Consider the following 13,488-nt stretch of genomic DNA (forward strand, 5'->3'; position numbering starts at 1 on the left):
GGACGACACTGGCTCAGCGAATCGCGAGTCGTTCCTTGCGGAGCTTGTCGACCTCGGGCAGATGCAGGGGTTCAAGCTCGTTCATACCCAAGGCGCGCATGAGCAGGAGGTCCGCGAGTTCCGGATTCCGGGCCAAGGCGGGTCCGTGCATGTACGTCCCGATCACCGAACCCTGTACGACGCCTTCGAATCCGTCACCGACGCCGTTTCCGACACCATGGGTGACACGTGCGAACCCAGAGGCTGAGCTACCCAGAGTTGTTCCGCCGCGATGGTTCTCGAACCCCGAGAGGGGCGCGGTGAGTCCGTCGATCAGCGGCTTCGTGATGACTTCGCCGATGGAACGCTTCTCCTGCGGCGAGGTCGTGACGTCGAGCATCGAGACACCGTCGACGCGTTCGCCGCTGGAGGTTTCGTACCAGTTGCCGAGCACCTGAATGGCAGCGCAGATCGCCAGAACCGGTGCGCCACGCTCGGCGGCACGTTGCAGGCCAGGGTATTTCGCGAGGTGACGCGTTGCGAGGCGCTGAGCGGAATCCTCGGCGCCACCCAACGTGTACACGTCGAGCGAATCGGGGACCGGATCGCTGAGGGTGATGTCCACGATTTCGGCGTCGTAGCCGCGCATCCGTAGACGCTGACGCAGGATCAGGGCATTGCCGCCGTCGCCGTAGGTGCCCATGACGTCGGGGAGTACCAGACCGATGCGAACTGTCGAGTCAGACATTGCGAGACTCCTTCGCGATGGCAGTGTTGAGGTCACGGAAGGCCGTGTAGTTCGCCAGTACCTCCACACGTCCGGGAGGGCAGGAAGCGATGGCGCGCAACGGGTCCGGGTCGAGAGTGTGCTCGACGCCCGCGTACGTGAGGCGAACTGCCAGATCTGTTCCGCGTTCACCGGCGGCCACTACCTTGACACCTTCGAAGTGCTCGAACTTCACGTCCCACAGCCAGGAGAGGTCCTCGCCGTCCGGCACCTGACCGTTTACCGCGATGACCAGACCGTCCACTGTGGGATCGATCATCGACAGCGCTTCCTGCCAGCCGGCGGGATTCTTCGCGAGCAGCATGTGAACGGAGTGCGGTCCGACCTCGACGGTGCTGTATCGACCCGCGACTTCTTGAACCGTCGACGCGGCGGCAACTGCCCCGACCGGATCTGCACCCAAAGCCGCTGCAGCCGCTACGGCCTGAGCTGCGTTGCCGCGGTTGGCTTTTCCGGGGAGGGTCAACGTCATCGGAATCTTCAGGCCGTCGGGGCCGTAGAGATTGTCGTCGTCGAGCCACCAGGTCGGCTCGGGCCGCGCGAAGTCGGAACCGGTACTGCGCCAGTGCTTTCCCTCCCACACGATGGGTTCGCCGGTGCGCGGGCAGCTGACGGAATCGCCGGCCCAACCGCCGCCGGCAGCAACCCACACGACGTTGGTGGCGTCGTATGCCACGGAGGTGACCAGTACGTCATCGCAGTTGGCGACGATCACCGCGTTCGGATGAGCATTGACGCACGCGCGGAGCTTCCGCTCGATCATGTTGATCTCGCCGACCCGGTCGAGCTGATCGCGGCTGAGGTTGAGCAGCACGATCACTTCCGGGTTCACGGCGTCGGCTACGTGGGGGACGTGCAGTTCGTCGACCTCGAGTGCAGCCAGCGTCGCATCGGTACGGGCGGCCAGAGCGGCAACGATCCCGGCATCCATGTTGGCGCCGTCGGCCTGGGTCGCGACGTCACCGAGTGTGGCGAGCGCTGCAGCGGTCATACGCGTGGTCGTCGACTTGCCGTTGGTGCCGGTGACCACGACGGTGCGCTTGCCGCGTCCGAGCTGAGTCATGAGCGTCGGGTCGATCTTGAGGGCGATCAGCCCGCCGATCATCGAACCCTTGCCGCGACCGGCCTTCTGCGATGCCCAAGATGCTGCTGCGGCAGCTCGCATGGCGAGCTTTCCGCGCGCTGTGATCGATAGTCCAGTTCCCACGGCCCGAGTTTGGCACAGGGCGTCGTCAGACGCCGAGTCGCGCCGGTGGTGAGGCTGCAGGTGTGTCCGAGAAAACAGTGTTCGCGGGCTTACGCCTCATCTGTGCGGCACTCGCTCCGGCAATCACGATGACCGCCCCGACCAGTGACAACGGGCTCGGATCCTCGTGCAGGAACAGCCAGGACGCGCCGATTCCCACGACCGGCACCAGGAGCGAGAGCGGCGCCACCATACCGGCCGGGTAGCGGCCCATGAGCATCGTCCAGAGCCCAGATCCGGCGATGGTGCCGAGCAAGATGATGTAGGCCAGGCCGACCAGCGACGGCCAGGCGTCGGCGCTGAATGCGGTGCCGAGTGCGTGCCAGCCGACGGTGGGGCCTTCGACCACGGCTGACAGTGCGAGCATCGGCAACGGCGGGATGACACACATCCACAACATCAAGCGCATCGGTGCAGGCTCGCCGACGGTGTTCGCCGCGGCCAAGCGGCTGCCGAGATTGCCGAACGCCCAGGACAGGCCGCCGAGGAGCGTGAGGATGACGGGCAGCAATGCCGCGTGGTGCGAGCGGTCCCAGCCGATCAAGGACATCCCGCCAACGGCGACGGCGATACCGGAGACCTGCCAGACGCTGAGCTTCTCGCGGAGCAGGAACGCGCCGAGTAGGACGGTGAACGGTGCTGACGACTGCAGGACAAGTGATGCAAGGCCCGTCGGCATCCCTGAATGCATCGCCCAGAAGAGGAAGACGAACTGGCCGAATCCGAAACCGAATCCGTAGAGCAGCAGCCAACGGAGCGGTACCTGCGGACGCGGCACGAAGATGACCACCGGAATCGCGATGATCAGAAACCGCAGCGCTGCGAAGAAGAACGGCGGGAAATGATCCAGGCCGACGCGAATGGCCAGGAAGTTCAGACCCCACAAGACGATCACGGTCAGGCCGAGGAGACGGTCGCGGGGAGTCATGACGTTAATCGTGAGCCTTACGAAGCATCAGAACAAGCGAATATAGATGCACTATCCATGTAGTTTTGCTACATGGATATTCGTCACCGTATGGATGCCACGCGCCTGCGAATCCTCCGCGAGCTCGCCGACCGAGGAACCGTCGGCGCTACTGCTCTCGCCCTCTCGATGACGCCGTCCGCCGTCTCGCAACAACTCAAGATCCTCGGACGAGAAGCGGGGGTCTCGCTCCTCGAACCGGACGGGCGCACGCTGCGCCTCACCGACGCGGGTCGAGCGCTGGTGCTTCGCGCCGACGACGTGGTGGCGGCGCTAGACCGGGCGGCGGACGAGATGGCGTCGTACCGAGGCTCGCCGCGGGGAAAGGTGCGAGTCGCGTTCTTTCCCTCCGGCGCGGCGCTCCTGCTGCCCGGTGTCCTGACGGCGCTGAAGAACTCGGACGTGGACATCGACGCCTACGACGTCGACAAACCGGCGTCGGCAGTCCCTGGGCTGTTGGCCGATCACGATGTGATCCTCACTCACCGTGACGAACGCGGAGCTGAGACGTCATTTCCCCGGGTCAGCGTGCAACCGTTGATGCGTGAACCGATCGATCTGGTGCTGCGGCCTGATCATCCACTCGCCGAGCAGAATTCGGTTCGGTTGGAACAATTGGCCGATGAGAACTGGATAAGCGTGCGCGGCGGGTTTCCGGTCGACGACGTTCTGCTGTCGGTTGCGTCGGTAACCGGCGTCCAGCCTCGCGTCGCTCATCGGATAAACGATTTCCGCGTCATCGAAGAACTGGTGGCGGCGGGCCACGGCGTGGCTTTGATGCCGCGATACGCGATCACGCATCCCGGAGTTTCGAGGAAACCGGTGGCGGGAGTGCGCGCTGCACGAGTTTATGAATTGGCAACTCGGTTACACGCCAACCGCAGTCCGGCTATCGGAGTCGTGCTCGACGCCTTTCGTGACGTCGCGCGTGCTGTCGGTGAATGAAGGCTGTCGGTGAATGAAGGGCCGTTGGTGAATGAACGGCTGTCGGTGAATGAGCAGCTGTTGGTGAATGAACACAAAACGGGAGCGACACGATTAGTGTCGCTCCCGTTTCGGTAGTGCAATCCTCACGGTTTAGTGAGGGCCGCTTAGTGAGGGCCGGTATCAGGCGAGAGCCTTGGCCTTCAGTGCTGCGAATTCTTCTTCACTGATGGTGCCGGCGTCGAGAAGTGCCTTTGCATCTGCGATGGATTCGGCCGGGGACTTTCCGGCAACCTCACGGATGTAGCTGTCCTGTGCGTTCTTGACCTGCTGCGCAGCCTCGAGGGACCGCTGTGCCATTCCGTCACTGCGAACGATCAGGTAGACGAGCGAGGTGAGCAGCGGAATGAAGAACAGGAAGACGATCCAGATTGCCTTCACCCAGCCGGAGGTCTTGTGATCGCGGAACAGGTCGGTGATGATCGAGAAGAGCAGGATCAAGTACGCGATGAACGCGAAGCTGATGATGATCAGCCAGAGGAAGTCCCAAAAGGAATCCATTGTCGAGCTCCATTTCACAAGTCGGATTTGTCTGAGCTGACTATCTCACGCGCACGTGGCGTCTGCATCATCCTCGACGGGTGAATTCTTTTTGTTAACTTCGCTAACCGACTCTTTCGGGACCAATGTCATGCCGAATCGAAAACATCGACCGAAAATCTTCAGTGCTCTGAAAACGACCCTGGCCCCACCCGAAAATCGGGTGAGACCAGGGATTGTTCACGAGTCAGGAGCTGAGTGTCAGCTGGCGCGGTTCACTGCCGAGACCACAGCGCGCAGCGAGGCCGTCGTGATCGACGTGGCGATACCCACACCCCAGACGACGGTGCTCTGACCCTCCGGGCCCGTCACGGCGCACTCGACGTAGGCCGCGGCCTGGGCGTCGTCACCGGCGGACATCGCGTGCTCGGAGTAGTCGAGGACACGAACGTCGAAGTTGATGCTTCCCAGCGCGTCGACGAAGGCAGCGAGCGGGCCGTTGCCGGTTCCCGAGATTTCCTGCTCCTTGCCGTTCACCTTGACGATCGCGGTGATCGCATCGGTGCCGCCGTCCTCCTCGGACGCGGTGACCTTCTGCTTCATGCGCTCGAGCGGGGTGATGGGAGCGAGGTACTCCTCGTGGAAGACGTCCCACATTTCCTTCGGCGAGACCTCGCCACCCTCTCCGTCGGTGATCTTCTGGACCGACTGCGAGAACTCGACCTGCAGACGACGCGGCAGCACCAGACCGTGATCGGCCTTCATGATGTATGCGACGCCGCCCTTGCCGGACTGCGAGTTCACACGGATGACGGCCTCGTAGCTGCGGCCGACGTCCTTCGGGTCGATCGGCAGGTAGGGGACCTGCCAGAGAATGTCGTCGACGTCGGAGTTCTGGCTGTCGGCGTCGACCTTCATGGCGTCGAGGCCCTTGTTGATCGCGTCCTGGTGGCTGCCGGAGAACGCGGTGTAGACCAGGTCGCCGCCGTACGGATGACGCTCGTGGACGGGCAGCTGGTTGCAGTACTCGACCGTGCGACGGATCTCGTCGATGTTCGAGAAATCGATCTGCGGGTCGACGCCGCGCGTGAACATGTTCAGAGCGAGAGTGACCAGGCAGACGTTGCCGGTGCGCTCACCGTTGCCGAACAGGCAGCCTTCGATGCGGTCCGCGCCGGCCTGGTAGCCCAGCTCGGCTGCAGCGACACCCGTGCCGCGGTCGTTGTGGGGGTGCAGCGACAGGATGACCGAATCGCGGCGGGCCAGGTTGCGGTGCATCCACTCGATGGAGTCGGCATACACGTTGGGTGTAGCCATCTCGACGGTGGCGGGCAGGTTCAGGATGACCGGGTTGGCCGGCGTCGCACCCAGGGTTTCGGTGACGGCGTCACATACTTCCTTGGCGTACTCGAGCTCGGTGCCGGTGTAGGACTCGGGCGAGTATTCCCAGCGCCAGTTCGTGTCCGGGTACTTCTTCGACTCGGCGAGGACCAGTTCGGCGGCGTCGGTGGCGATCTTCTTGATCGTGTCCTTGTCGGCGCGGAACACGACGCGGCGCTGCAGAATCGAGGTGGAGTTGTAGAAGTGCACGATCGCGTTCTCGGCACCTTCACAGGCCTCGAACGTGCGCTTGATCAGCTCGGGACGCGACTGCGTCAGCACCTGGATGGTGACGTCGGACGGGATGGCGCCGTCCTCGATGATCTCGCGAACGAAATCGAAGTCCGTCTGGCTCGCGGACGGGAAGCCGACCTCGATCTCCTTGTAGCCCATACGAACCAGGAGATCGAACATACGACGCTTGCGCGCCGGGCTCATCGGATCGATCAGCGCCTGGTTGCCGTCGCGCAGGTCAACGGCACACCACTGGGGTGCTCGGTCGATGATCTTGTCCGGCCAGGTGCGGTCGGGCAGCGTGACCGTCTCGACCTCTTCGGCGAACGGGCGGTAGCGGAACGTCGGCATCGACGAGTTCTTCTGCGTGTTCCACGCAGGCTGGTCGGACGGTGCCGGCTTCGTGGGCGGGGTGATGGTGCGAGTGCCGGTGGTGAATGCGTCAGCGGGGGACATGGGTGTGATCTCCAGGATTGTGGACCCGGCCTGTTGACCTGTTGGTCAAGACCATGAGTCCGGAAGGCTTGGTCGACCGGCGCACAAAAACCCCGCGGCGGGAGGCCAGTCTGGATCAGACCCCGTCGCGGCAACCAAGAAGGAGTGCGCGCTGCATGCACAGCACTCTACTCCTGGATTTCGCGAGAAATCGGTGGGGTTCGCCCTCATGTCCAATTTGTCGCCGAATTGTGCTGCCGTTTCGGCCCCGAAAATGGTGGACTGTCGTCCATGGATCCCCGAATCGCCGTGGCGAGCACGTACCTCGACGCGCTCCGCAGTCACGATGGCAGTTCCGTACCGCTGGCTCCGGACGCGGTACGCCGCGAGGTCGGGCTCAAGACCGGATTTTCGGGGAATCATTTGCGGCGCAGCCTTTCCGGAGGTCCTCAGTATCGCGTGATCCGCGACATTCGTGAGGTGGAGTGGACGGTCGACGGGGACGACCTGACGGCTGACTACCTCCTCGACGCCGGGTTGTTCGGGCGGAACCTGATGACCGTTCGGGTTACCGAGACCTTCCGGATACCCGCTGACGATCACCGCATTCACCACATCACCGCGAAGATTCGACCGGCGCGCGCCAAGCACACGTGATGCGCTCGATCCGCTGGATCGTCTGTTCACTGCTGATCGTTCTCGCTGGTCTCGGTGCTGCCGGCTCGGTGCTCGCGCTGTTCGTCCACACCCAGGTGAACGACACCGACAGCTACGTCGAGACGGTTGCCCCGTTGGCTTCCGAACCTGCTGTCCAAGCGGCTGTCGTTGATCGGCTGACCGAGGAATTGATGCAGCGGTTGGACCGGTTTCCGCAGGTGGTGACGAGACAAGCCGAGAAACTTGTTCGGGAGGCGGCTCAGTCGTTGGTCTCGAGCGACCAGTTCGCGACGCTCTGGACCGCGGCCAACCGTCAGGCGCACGCGCAACTTGCTGCGATGGTGACTGGCAGAGCCACCGACGGCATCGTTCGGTCCGACGACAGCGGAACAGTCACCTTGTCCCTCGAGCCGATCATGACAGAACTGCGGACGAACCTCCGCGATCGCGGATTCACCGTCGTCGATCGTCTCCCGACGTTCGATCCGCAGTTCGAGATCCTGCAATCCGACGAGCTGGTGCGGGCCCAGGACCTCTCGAACACTCTCGACCGGGCAGCGGCCTGGCTGCCGTGGGTGTCGCTGGCCTGTGCGATCGCGGCCGTCGCAGTTGCGCCGAGGCGAATGCGCGCACTGTCCCTGGTCGGGCTGGCGACGGCGGTGGCGATGATCGCCCTGTTGGTGGCGCTGGCCGTCGTGCGGCGGGTCTATTTACAGAATTCAGACATACCGTCATCCGAGGCGGCAGTCGCGGTGTACGACGCGCTGGCAGTTTCGCTGGTCAGCAGTATCCGCGTGCTTCTCGCCTGCGGAGTTGCCGTCGCGGTGGTCGGTTACGTTGCCGGTGGCTCGCGTTCTGCGACGTTGATGCGAGCGCGGATCTCGCAACTGATCCCGCGCGGATCTGAGGCGAACAGCAGTACGCATCGGGAAGTCCCAGGACCACCTCGGTAAGCTCGACCTCTGGTATCTGTAAACAATTTCGACCTGGAGGTAGAAACGCGTGGCTCTCGTCGTCCAGAAGTACGGCGGATCCTCGGTGGCAACCGCCGAGCGCATCCGACGAGTCGCTGAACGGATCGTCGAGACCAAGAAGGCCGGCAATGATGTCGTCGTCGTGGTGTCAGCGATGGGCGATACCACCGATGAGCTGCTCGATCTGGCTCAGCAGGTGTGCCCTTCCCCGCCGGCCCGTGAAATGGACATGCTGCTGACCTCGGGTGAGCGCATCTCCAACTCCTTGGTAGCGATGGCAATTCACTCCCTCGGCGCCGAAGCTCGTTCGTTCTCGGGCTCACAAGCCGGAGTCATCACGACCGGCAGCCACGGAAACGCCAAGATCATCGACGTCACGCCGGGCCGTGTTCGCACTGCGCTGGACGAAGGCTCGATCGTTCTGGTCGCCGGATTCCAAGGCGTCAGCCAGGACAGCAAGGACATCACGACGCTCGGACGCGGTGGCTCGGACACCACTGCCGTGGCGTTGGCAGCTGCACTCAACGCTGACGTCTGCGAGATCTACACCGACGTCGACGGCGTTTTCTCCGCCGATCCGCGCATCGTCCCCGACGCTCACCGCCTCGAGACGGTTTCCTTCGAGGAAATGCTCGAACTCGCAGCGTGTGGTGCGAAGGTGCTCATGCTCCGGTGCGTCGAGTACGCCCGTCGTTACAACGTGCCTGTGCACGTCCGTTCGTCATACACCACCAAGCCCGGAACAATCGTGTCCGGATCGATGGAGGACATTCCTGTGGAAGAGGCCCTGATCACCGGAGTCGCGCACGATCGCGGCGAAGCCAAGATCACCGTTGTCGGATTGCCGGACACACCGGGACACGCTGCCAAGGTGTTCCGCGCAGTCTCCGATGCCGAGATCAACATCGACATGGTGCTGCAGAACATCTCCAAGGTGGAGACCAACAAGACGGACATCACCTTCACGCTTCCGACGGCCGACGGCCCCCGCGCCGTCGAGATCCTGACCAAGCGTCAGGAAGACATCGGCTTCACGCAGATCTTGTTCGACGACCACATCGGCAAGGTTTCCCTGGTCGGCGCCGGAATGCGGAGCCACCCGGGCGTCACCGCCACGTTCTGCGAGGCGCTGGCCAAGGCAGACATCAACATCGACCTCATCTCGACCTCTGAGATCCGCATCTCAGTGCTGGTCAAGGACACCGAATTGGACGACGCTGTACGTGTCATCCACGACGCTTTCGGGCTCGGTGGCGAAGAAGAAGCAGTAGTACACGCTGGAACGGGACGGTAATTTCTCATGACGACTATCGCTGTTGTCGGTGCGACCGGTCAGGTCGGCATCGTCATGCGCACTTTGCTCGAAGAGCGGAACTTCCCCGCGGACAAGGTGCGGTTCTTCGCATCTGCACGCTCCGCCGGTAAGAAGCTGCCCTTCCGCGGCGAAGAGATCATCGTCGAGGATGCGGCCGCCACATCGGATGAGGACCTGAAGGGCATCGACATCGCCCTGTTCTCAGCCGGTGCGACGCTCTCGCGCGCCCAGGCTCCTCGCTTCGCTGCTGCCGGCGCGACCGTTGTCGACAACTCTTCGGCATGGCGCAAGGATCCCGAGGTTCCCCTCGTGGTCAGCGAGGTCAACCCGCAGGACACGAAGAACCTGGTCAAGGGCATTATCGCGAACCCCAACTGCACCACCATGGCAGCGATGCCGGTGCTGAAGGTTCTGCACGACGAAGCCGGTCTGCAGCGTCTGATCGTCTCCAGCTACCAGGCCGTGTCCGGTAGCGGCATCGCCGGCGTCGAGGAACTCCTCGGCCAGGTGCGCGCCGTAGTCGGCGACGCCGAGAAGCTGGTTCACGACGGCAGCGCCGTCGAGTTCCCGGCCCCGAACAACTACGTCGCCCCCATCGCGTTCAACGTCCTGCCGCTGGCAGGTTCGCTGGTCGATGACGGCAGCGGCGAGACCGACGAGGATCAGAAGCTCCGCAACGAGAGCCGCAAGATCCTCGGGCTTCCCGATCTGTTGGTTTCGGGCACTTGTGTGCGCGTACCCGTCGTGACCGGGCACTCGCTCGCGATCAACGCGGAATTCGCCAACCCGCTCTCGGTCGCTCGCGCCAAGGAACTGCTGGCCGACGCTCCGGGCGTCGAGTTGGTCGAGGTTCCGACGCCGCTCGCCGCAGCCGGTGGCAACGCGTCGCTGGTCGGTCGCATCCGTCAGGACGAGGGTGTCCCCGAAGGCCGCGGACTCGCGCTCTTCGTCTCGGGCGACAACCTGCGTAAGGGTGCCGCGCTCAACACGATTCAGATTGCCGAGCTGCTGGTCGGCTAGTCCTTTGTTCGGTATCGGCCCCGCACCTAGGTGTGGGGCCGATGTCGTTTCGATAGGGAGTTCTAGTCGAGTTCGGAAATAGCGACGAGTCCGCCGAGGTACTCGGCATCCGAATACGCCTTGGCGAGAAGCACACCGAGTTCACCAAGAGCTTCGTGGTCGCCGCCGTACGCAACAAACATGCCCGCTTCGGGATCGGTGCCGAAGCGGCCCTCCAGATGCGGTGCATCGCGGCCTACCACTGCGTGGGCGACCGACGCCCAGTCGTAACCGGAGCCTTCGAAACCCTCTACCTGCTCGAATATCGATGCCACCTTGCCGAAATGCTGGTCGGTGAGCATCAGTGACCAGTTGCCCGGAGACGTTTCGAAGAGCTGCAGCGGTTCGATCGATGGTGATGTCATGCGTGTATTGAAGCAGATCCGACCGACAGGTTTCAGTCGGCCGCTAACGCCCGACCGATTGTGCGAGAGCCACGGCAAAACTGGAAAGTCTTTCTCGGGTATAGGTTTCGGGATCACTGACGGCCAGTCGTCCGAGCATTTCGGCGAACGACATCATGGTGTGTGCGAGGAGAACCGGATCAAGGCCTTCGAGCTTCGGCTCGAGGGCAATCCCGGCGCGGGCCAGTTCTTCGGCGCGGGCGAAGACAGCTCCGCGAGAGAGCTTCAACAAGCCGTGATACTCGCTGGGGGCGTTCTCGACAGACGTCAGAATCAGGCGCCAGCGCGTCGGGTTCTCCAGTACGGCGTCGACGAAGGCGCCAACGGTCCCGGTGTACGACGCCGCTGGGCCGAGTTCGCTCAGATCTGTCGGCATGGTTTCGAGCACCTGAGCGATGGCACGCTCGTGCTCGCGGCGCAGCAGTGCAGCGACGAGATCGGTCCTGGTATCGAAAATCGTGTAGAGGACGGGCTTGCCGACACCGGCTTCGACAGCGACGGATTCCATGCTGAGGTTGTGCAGGCCAACGCGGCCGGTGACCTCGAATGCTGCGTCGAGGAGCTGCTCGCGACGTTGCTCCGGCGCCATGCGAGGGGCGTACTTGCGCCGCGGTGTATCCGTTGCGTCAGCTTGTGACCTGGTCATCGTGTGCATCACCTCCGGTCTCACCCTAATCTGCCTGCCACTTCTTCGTGAATAATACGCAACCGTTGTATTCATCGTCTGCAATTGTTACGGTGGCGTTGTATTCGAATGGTGCTCAGTGAGGCGCCTCTGCCGAGATCTCGAGGAGAACAACCGCTATGACAGCGTCGACCTCTTTAGTGCCGAATGATCTGCTGCTCCATCCCTCCACGTACGATCGGCCGGAGTTCGACGCGACCACGCGGAGACTGCTGGGCGCGACCGTCGACTGGTTCGAGGCGCGTGGAAAGAACCGACTCCTGGCCGACTATCACGACAAGATCTTCTACTCCGATTTCCTCGATTTCGCGGCGAAGGAAGGTCTGTTCGCCACATTTCTGACGCCCGCCCGCGACAGCGGCGGTGACTCCGACAAGCGCTGGGATACCAGCCGTATCGCCGCGCTGTCCGAGATCCTCGGCTTCTACGGACTCAACTACTGGTACCCGTGGCAGGTGACCATCCTCGGTCTCGGGCCGGTGTGGCAGAGCGACAACGAGACGGCAAGGGCGCGAGCAGCTTCCGCTTTGGCTTCCGGAGGCGTTGCGGCATTCGGACTGTCCGAGAAAGAGCATGGCGCGGACGTCTACTCCACCGACATGGTCTTGACGCCCAACGGCAGCGGCGGGTACCTGGCCAGCGGTTCGAAGTACTACATCGGAAATGGCAACTGCGCCAACACGGTCTCTGTCTTCGGTCGTGTCGACGGAGTGGAGGGCACTGATCAGTACGTCTTCTTCTACGCCGACTCGGACCATCCGGCATTCACCGTGGTGAAGAACATCGTTCCGGCGCAGATGTACGTAGCGGAGTTCTCACTCGTCGACTATCCCGTTGCGGCAGAGGATATCCTGCATACCGGCGAGGCAGCATTCAGTGCCGCACTCAACACCGTGAACATCGGAAAATTCAACCTGTGTTTCGGCGGAATCGGTATGTCGACTCATGCCTTGTACGAGACGATCACCCACGCGCACAATCGAATCCTGTTCGGCAATCCCGTCACTGCCTTCCCCCACGTGCGACGAGAATTCGTCGACGCGTACGCACGCCTGCTGGCGATGAGGCTCTTCTCGGATCGCGCGGTGGACTACTTCCGGACGGCATCTCCCGAAGACCGCCGTTACCTCTTGTTCAACCCCGTCACCAAGATGAAGGTGACAACCGAAGCGCAGAAAGTGATCGGACTGCTCTCCGACATCGCTGCGGCAAAGGGCTTCGAGAAGGACAGCTACCTCGCGGTGGCCAAGATAGATGTCGACGGGTTGCCCAAGCTCGAGGGGACCGTCGCCGTCAATCTCGCCCTGATCGCCAAGTTCATGCCGGCGTACCTCTTTGCCCCCGAGTCGTTTCCGGCGATTCCGACGCGTAACGACGCAGCCGACGACGAGTTCCTGTTCCGTCAGGGCCCGGCACGGGGGTTGTCGAAGGTTCGATTCGACGACTGGCGAGCGGTGTACGCGAAGTTTGCGGATGTTCCCAACGTTGCACTGTTCGTGGAGCAGGCAGAAGCGCTCGTGACCCTTCTAGTCGAAGCTGCACCGGATGCGGCGCAGCAGGTCGACTTGGACTTCGGCCTTGCGATCACCGAACTCTTCACCCTCGTCGTCTACGGCCAGTTGATCCTCGAACAAGCCGAGATCTTGGGATTGGACGAGGGGCAGCGGAACGGTGGGGTGCTGGATCAGATCTTCGATGTCCTGGTCCGCGACTTCAGTGCTGCAGCGGTGGAGTTGTACGGAAAACCCAGCGCCAGTGAAGATCAGCAACGGTTGGCACTGGCATCTATCCGGCGCCCCACGTTCGCGGCGGAGCGATTCGAGTACGTCTGGCAGCAAGTAGTCGCCTTGTCTGGTGCCTACGAAATGAACGGTGCCGGCTCAACGAACGGGGAGGAATGAA

Annotated in this window: 13 protein-coding genes; 6 read left to right on the forward strand and 7 right to left on the reverse strand. The window is 62.8% G+C overall.

The genetic code is table 11. The features are described from left to right. Positions 1 to 13: 13 nt before the first annotated feature. Genes RWT78_RS01695 through RWT78_RS01705 form a run of 3 tightly spaced genes read right to left on the reverse strand, consistent with a single transcriptional unit; the run spans position 14 to position 2,940 of the window. Positions 14 to 727 (reverse strand): glutamine amidotransferase, encoded by a 714-nt coding sequence (locus RWT78_RS01695; protein WP_314673458.1) that lies wholly within the window; start codon positions 725 to 727, stop codon positions 14 to 16. Further along, positions 720 to 1,973: a MurT ligase domain-containing protein gene (locus tag RWT78_RS01700; RefSeq protein WP_003943457.1), complete on the reverse strand. Its 1,254-nt coding sequence runs from the start codon at positions 1,971 to 1,973 to the stop codon at positions 720 to 722. The genes RWT78_RS01695 and RWT78_RS01700 overlap by 8 nt, the downstream gene beginning before the upstream one ends. Before the next feature lie 25 nt (positions 1,974 to 1,998). Beyond that, complete coding sequence (locus RWT78_RS01705) at positions 1,999 to 2,940, reverse strand: EamA family transporter (RefSeq protein WP_050656967.1); 942 nt, start codon at positions 2,938 to 2,940, stop codon at positions 1,999 to 2,001. A 90-nt stretch (positions 2,941 to 3,030) separates the two neighbouring features. Here RWT78_RS01705 and RWT78_RS01710 point away from each other — a divergent pair, with 90 nt between their 5' ends. Continuing rightward, a complete protein-coding gene (locus RWT78_RS01710; RefSeq protein WP_314673481.1) occupies positions 3,031 to 3,924 on the forward strand; it encodes a LysR family transcriptional regulator in 894 nt (297 codons plus the stop codon). Between the two features lie 162 nt (positions 3,925 to 4,086). On the opposite strand, the gene RWT78_RS01715 is transcribed toward RWT78_RS01710, so the two are convergent. Both RWT78_RS01715 and leuA read right to left on the reverse strand, forming a co-directional pair. Beyond that, positions 4,087 to 4,464, reverse strand: a complete 378-nt coding sequence (locus RWT78_RS01715) for an SHOCT domain-containing protein (protein WP_003943489.1) — start codon at positions 4,462 to 4,464, stop codon at positions 4,087 to 4,089. A 240-nt stretch (positions 4,465 to 4,704) separates the two neighbouring features. After that, positions 4,705 to 6,513: a 2-isopropylmalate synthase gene (gene leuA, locus RWT78_RS01720; RefSeq protein ID WP_003943488.1), complete on the reverse strand. Its 1,809-nt coding sequence runs from the start codon at positions 6,511 to 6,513 to the stop codon at positions 4,705 to 4,707. Between the two features lie 270 nt (positions 6,514 to 6,783). On the opposite strand from leuA, the gene RWT78_RS01725 reads away from it, so the two are divergent. From RWT78_RS01725 to RWT78_RS01740, 4 genes are read left to right on the forward strand one after another with little or no spacing between them, the layout of a single operon-like run. Beyond that, a complete protein-coding gene (locus RWT78_RS01725) occupies positions 6,784 to 7,149 on the forward strand; it encodes a hypothetical protein (RefSeq protein WP_073512825.1) in 366 nt (121 codons plus the stop codon). Then, the gene (locus RWT78_RS01730) at positions 7,149 to 8,102 is read left to right on the forward strand and encodes a hypothetical protein (RefSeq protein ID WP_314673459.1); all 954 of its coding nucleotides are present in this window, start codon (positions 7,149 to 7,151) and stop codon (positions 8,100 to 8,102) included. Before RWT78_RS01725 ends, RWT78_RS01730 begins: the two co-directional genes overlap by 1 nt. Before the next feature lie 49 nt (positions 8,103 to 8,151). Next, a complete protein-coding gene (locus RWT78_RS01735) occupies positions 8,152 to 9,417 on the forward strand; it encodes an aspartate kinase (RefSeq protein WP_003943494.1) in 1,266 nt (421 codons plus the stop codon). Positions 9,418 to 9,423: 6 nt separating this feature from the next. Continuing rightward, the gene (locus tag RWT78_RS01740; protein ID WP_256520281.1) at positions 9,424 to 10,458 is read left to right on the forward strand and encodes an aspartate-semialdehyde dehydrogenase; all 1,035 of its coding nucleotides are present in this window, start codon (positions 9,424 to 9,426) and stop codon (positions 10,456 to 10,458) included. Between the two features lie 62 nt (positions 10,459 to 10,520). Here RWT78_RS01740 and RWT78_RS01745 read toward each other — a convergent pair whose 3' ends face one another. Next, complete coding sequence (locus RWT78_RS01745) at positions 10,521 to 10,862, reverse strand: Imm51 family immunity protein (protein ID WP_256520282.1); 342 nt, start codon at positions 10,860 to 10,862, stop codon at positions 10,521 to 10,523. A gap of 43 nt (positions 10,863 to 10,905) precedes the next feature. Next, positions 10,906 to 11,556 carry a TetR/AcrR family transcriptional regulator gene (locus RWT78_RS01750; protein ID WP_314673482.1) on the reverse strand — a complete coding sequence of 217 codons (651 nt, stop codon included), beginning with the start codon at positions 11,554 to 11,556 and terminating at the stop codon, positions 10,906 to 10,908. A gap of 149 nt (positions 11,557 to 11,705) precedes the next feature. Here RWT78_RS01750 and RWT78_RS01755 point away from each other — a divergent pair, with 149 nt between their 5' ends. Next, positions 11,706 to 13,487, forward strand: a complete 1,782-nt coding sequence (locus RWT78_RS01755; RefSeq protein WP_314673460.1) for an acyl-CoA dehydrogenase — start codon at positions 11,706 to 11,708, stop codon at positions 13,485 to 13,487. Position 13,488 lies beyond the last annotated feature (1 nt).

It is taken from the genome of uncultured Rhodococcus sp. (assembly GCF_963525155.1).
GTDB classification, from domain to species: domain Bacteria; phylum Actinomycetota; class Actinomycetes; order Mycobacteriales; family Mycobacteriaceae; genus Rhodococcus_F; species Rhodococcus_F qingshengii.

What these genes read in the sequence shown, in the direction of transcription:
- RWT78_RS01730 (WP_314673459.1), top strand. Translation starts at nt 7,149, where the DNA reads ATGCGCTCGATCCGCTGGATCGTCTGTTCACTGCTGATCGTTCTCGCT.
- RWT78_RS01750 (WP_314673482.1), bottom strand. Translation starts at nt 11,556, where the DNA reads ATGCACACGATGACCAGGTCACAAGCTGACGCAACGGATACACCGCGG.
- RWT78_RS01705 (WP_050656967.1), bottom strand. Translation starts at nt 2,940, where the DNA reads ATGACTCCCCGCGACCGTCTCCTCGGCCTGACCGTGATCGTCTTGTGG.
- RWT78_RS01725 (WP_073512825.1), top strand. Translation starts at nt 6,784, where the DNA reads ATGGATCCCCGAATCGCCGTGGCGAGCACGTACCTCGACGCGCTCCGC.
- RWT78_RS01695 (WP_314673458.1), bottom strand. Translation starts at nt 727, where the DNA reads ATGTCTGACTCGACAGTTCGCATCGGTCTGGTACTCCCCGACGTCATG.
- RWT78_RS01740 (WP_256520281.1), top strand. Translation starts at nt 9,424, where the DNA reads ATGACGACTATCGCTGTTGTCGGTGCGACCGGTCAGGTCGGCATCGTC.
- RWT78_RS01745 (WP_256520282.1), bottom strand. Translation starts at nt 10,862, where the DNA reads ATGACATCACCATCGATCGAACCGCTGCAGCTCTTCGAAACGTCTCCG.
- RWT78_RS01755 (WP_314673460.1), top strand. Translation starts at nt 11,706, where the DNA reads ATGACAGCGTCGACCTCTTTAGTGCCGAATGATCTGCTGCTCCATCCC.
- RWT78_RS01710 (WP_314673481.1), top strand. Translation starts at nt 3,031, where the DNA reads ATGGATGCCACGCGCCTGCGAATCCTCCGCGAGCTCGCCGACCGAGGA.
- RWT78_RS01715 (WP_003943489.1), bottom strand. Translation starts at nt 4,464, where the DNA reads ATGGATTCCTTTTGGGACTTCCTCTGGCTGATCATCATCAGCTTCGCG.
- leuA (WP_003943488.1), bottom strand. Translation starts at nt 6,513, where the DNA reads ATGTCCCCCGCTGACGCATTCACCACCGGCACTCGCACCATCACCCCG.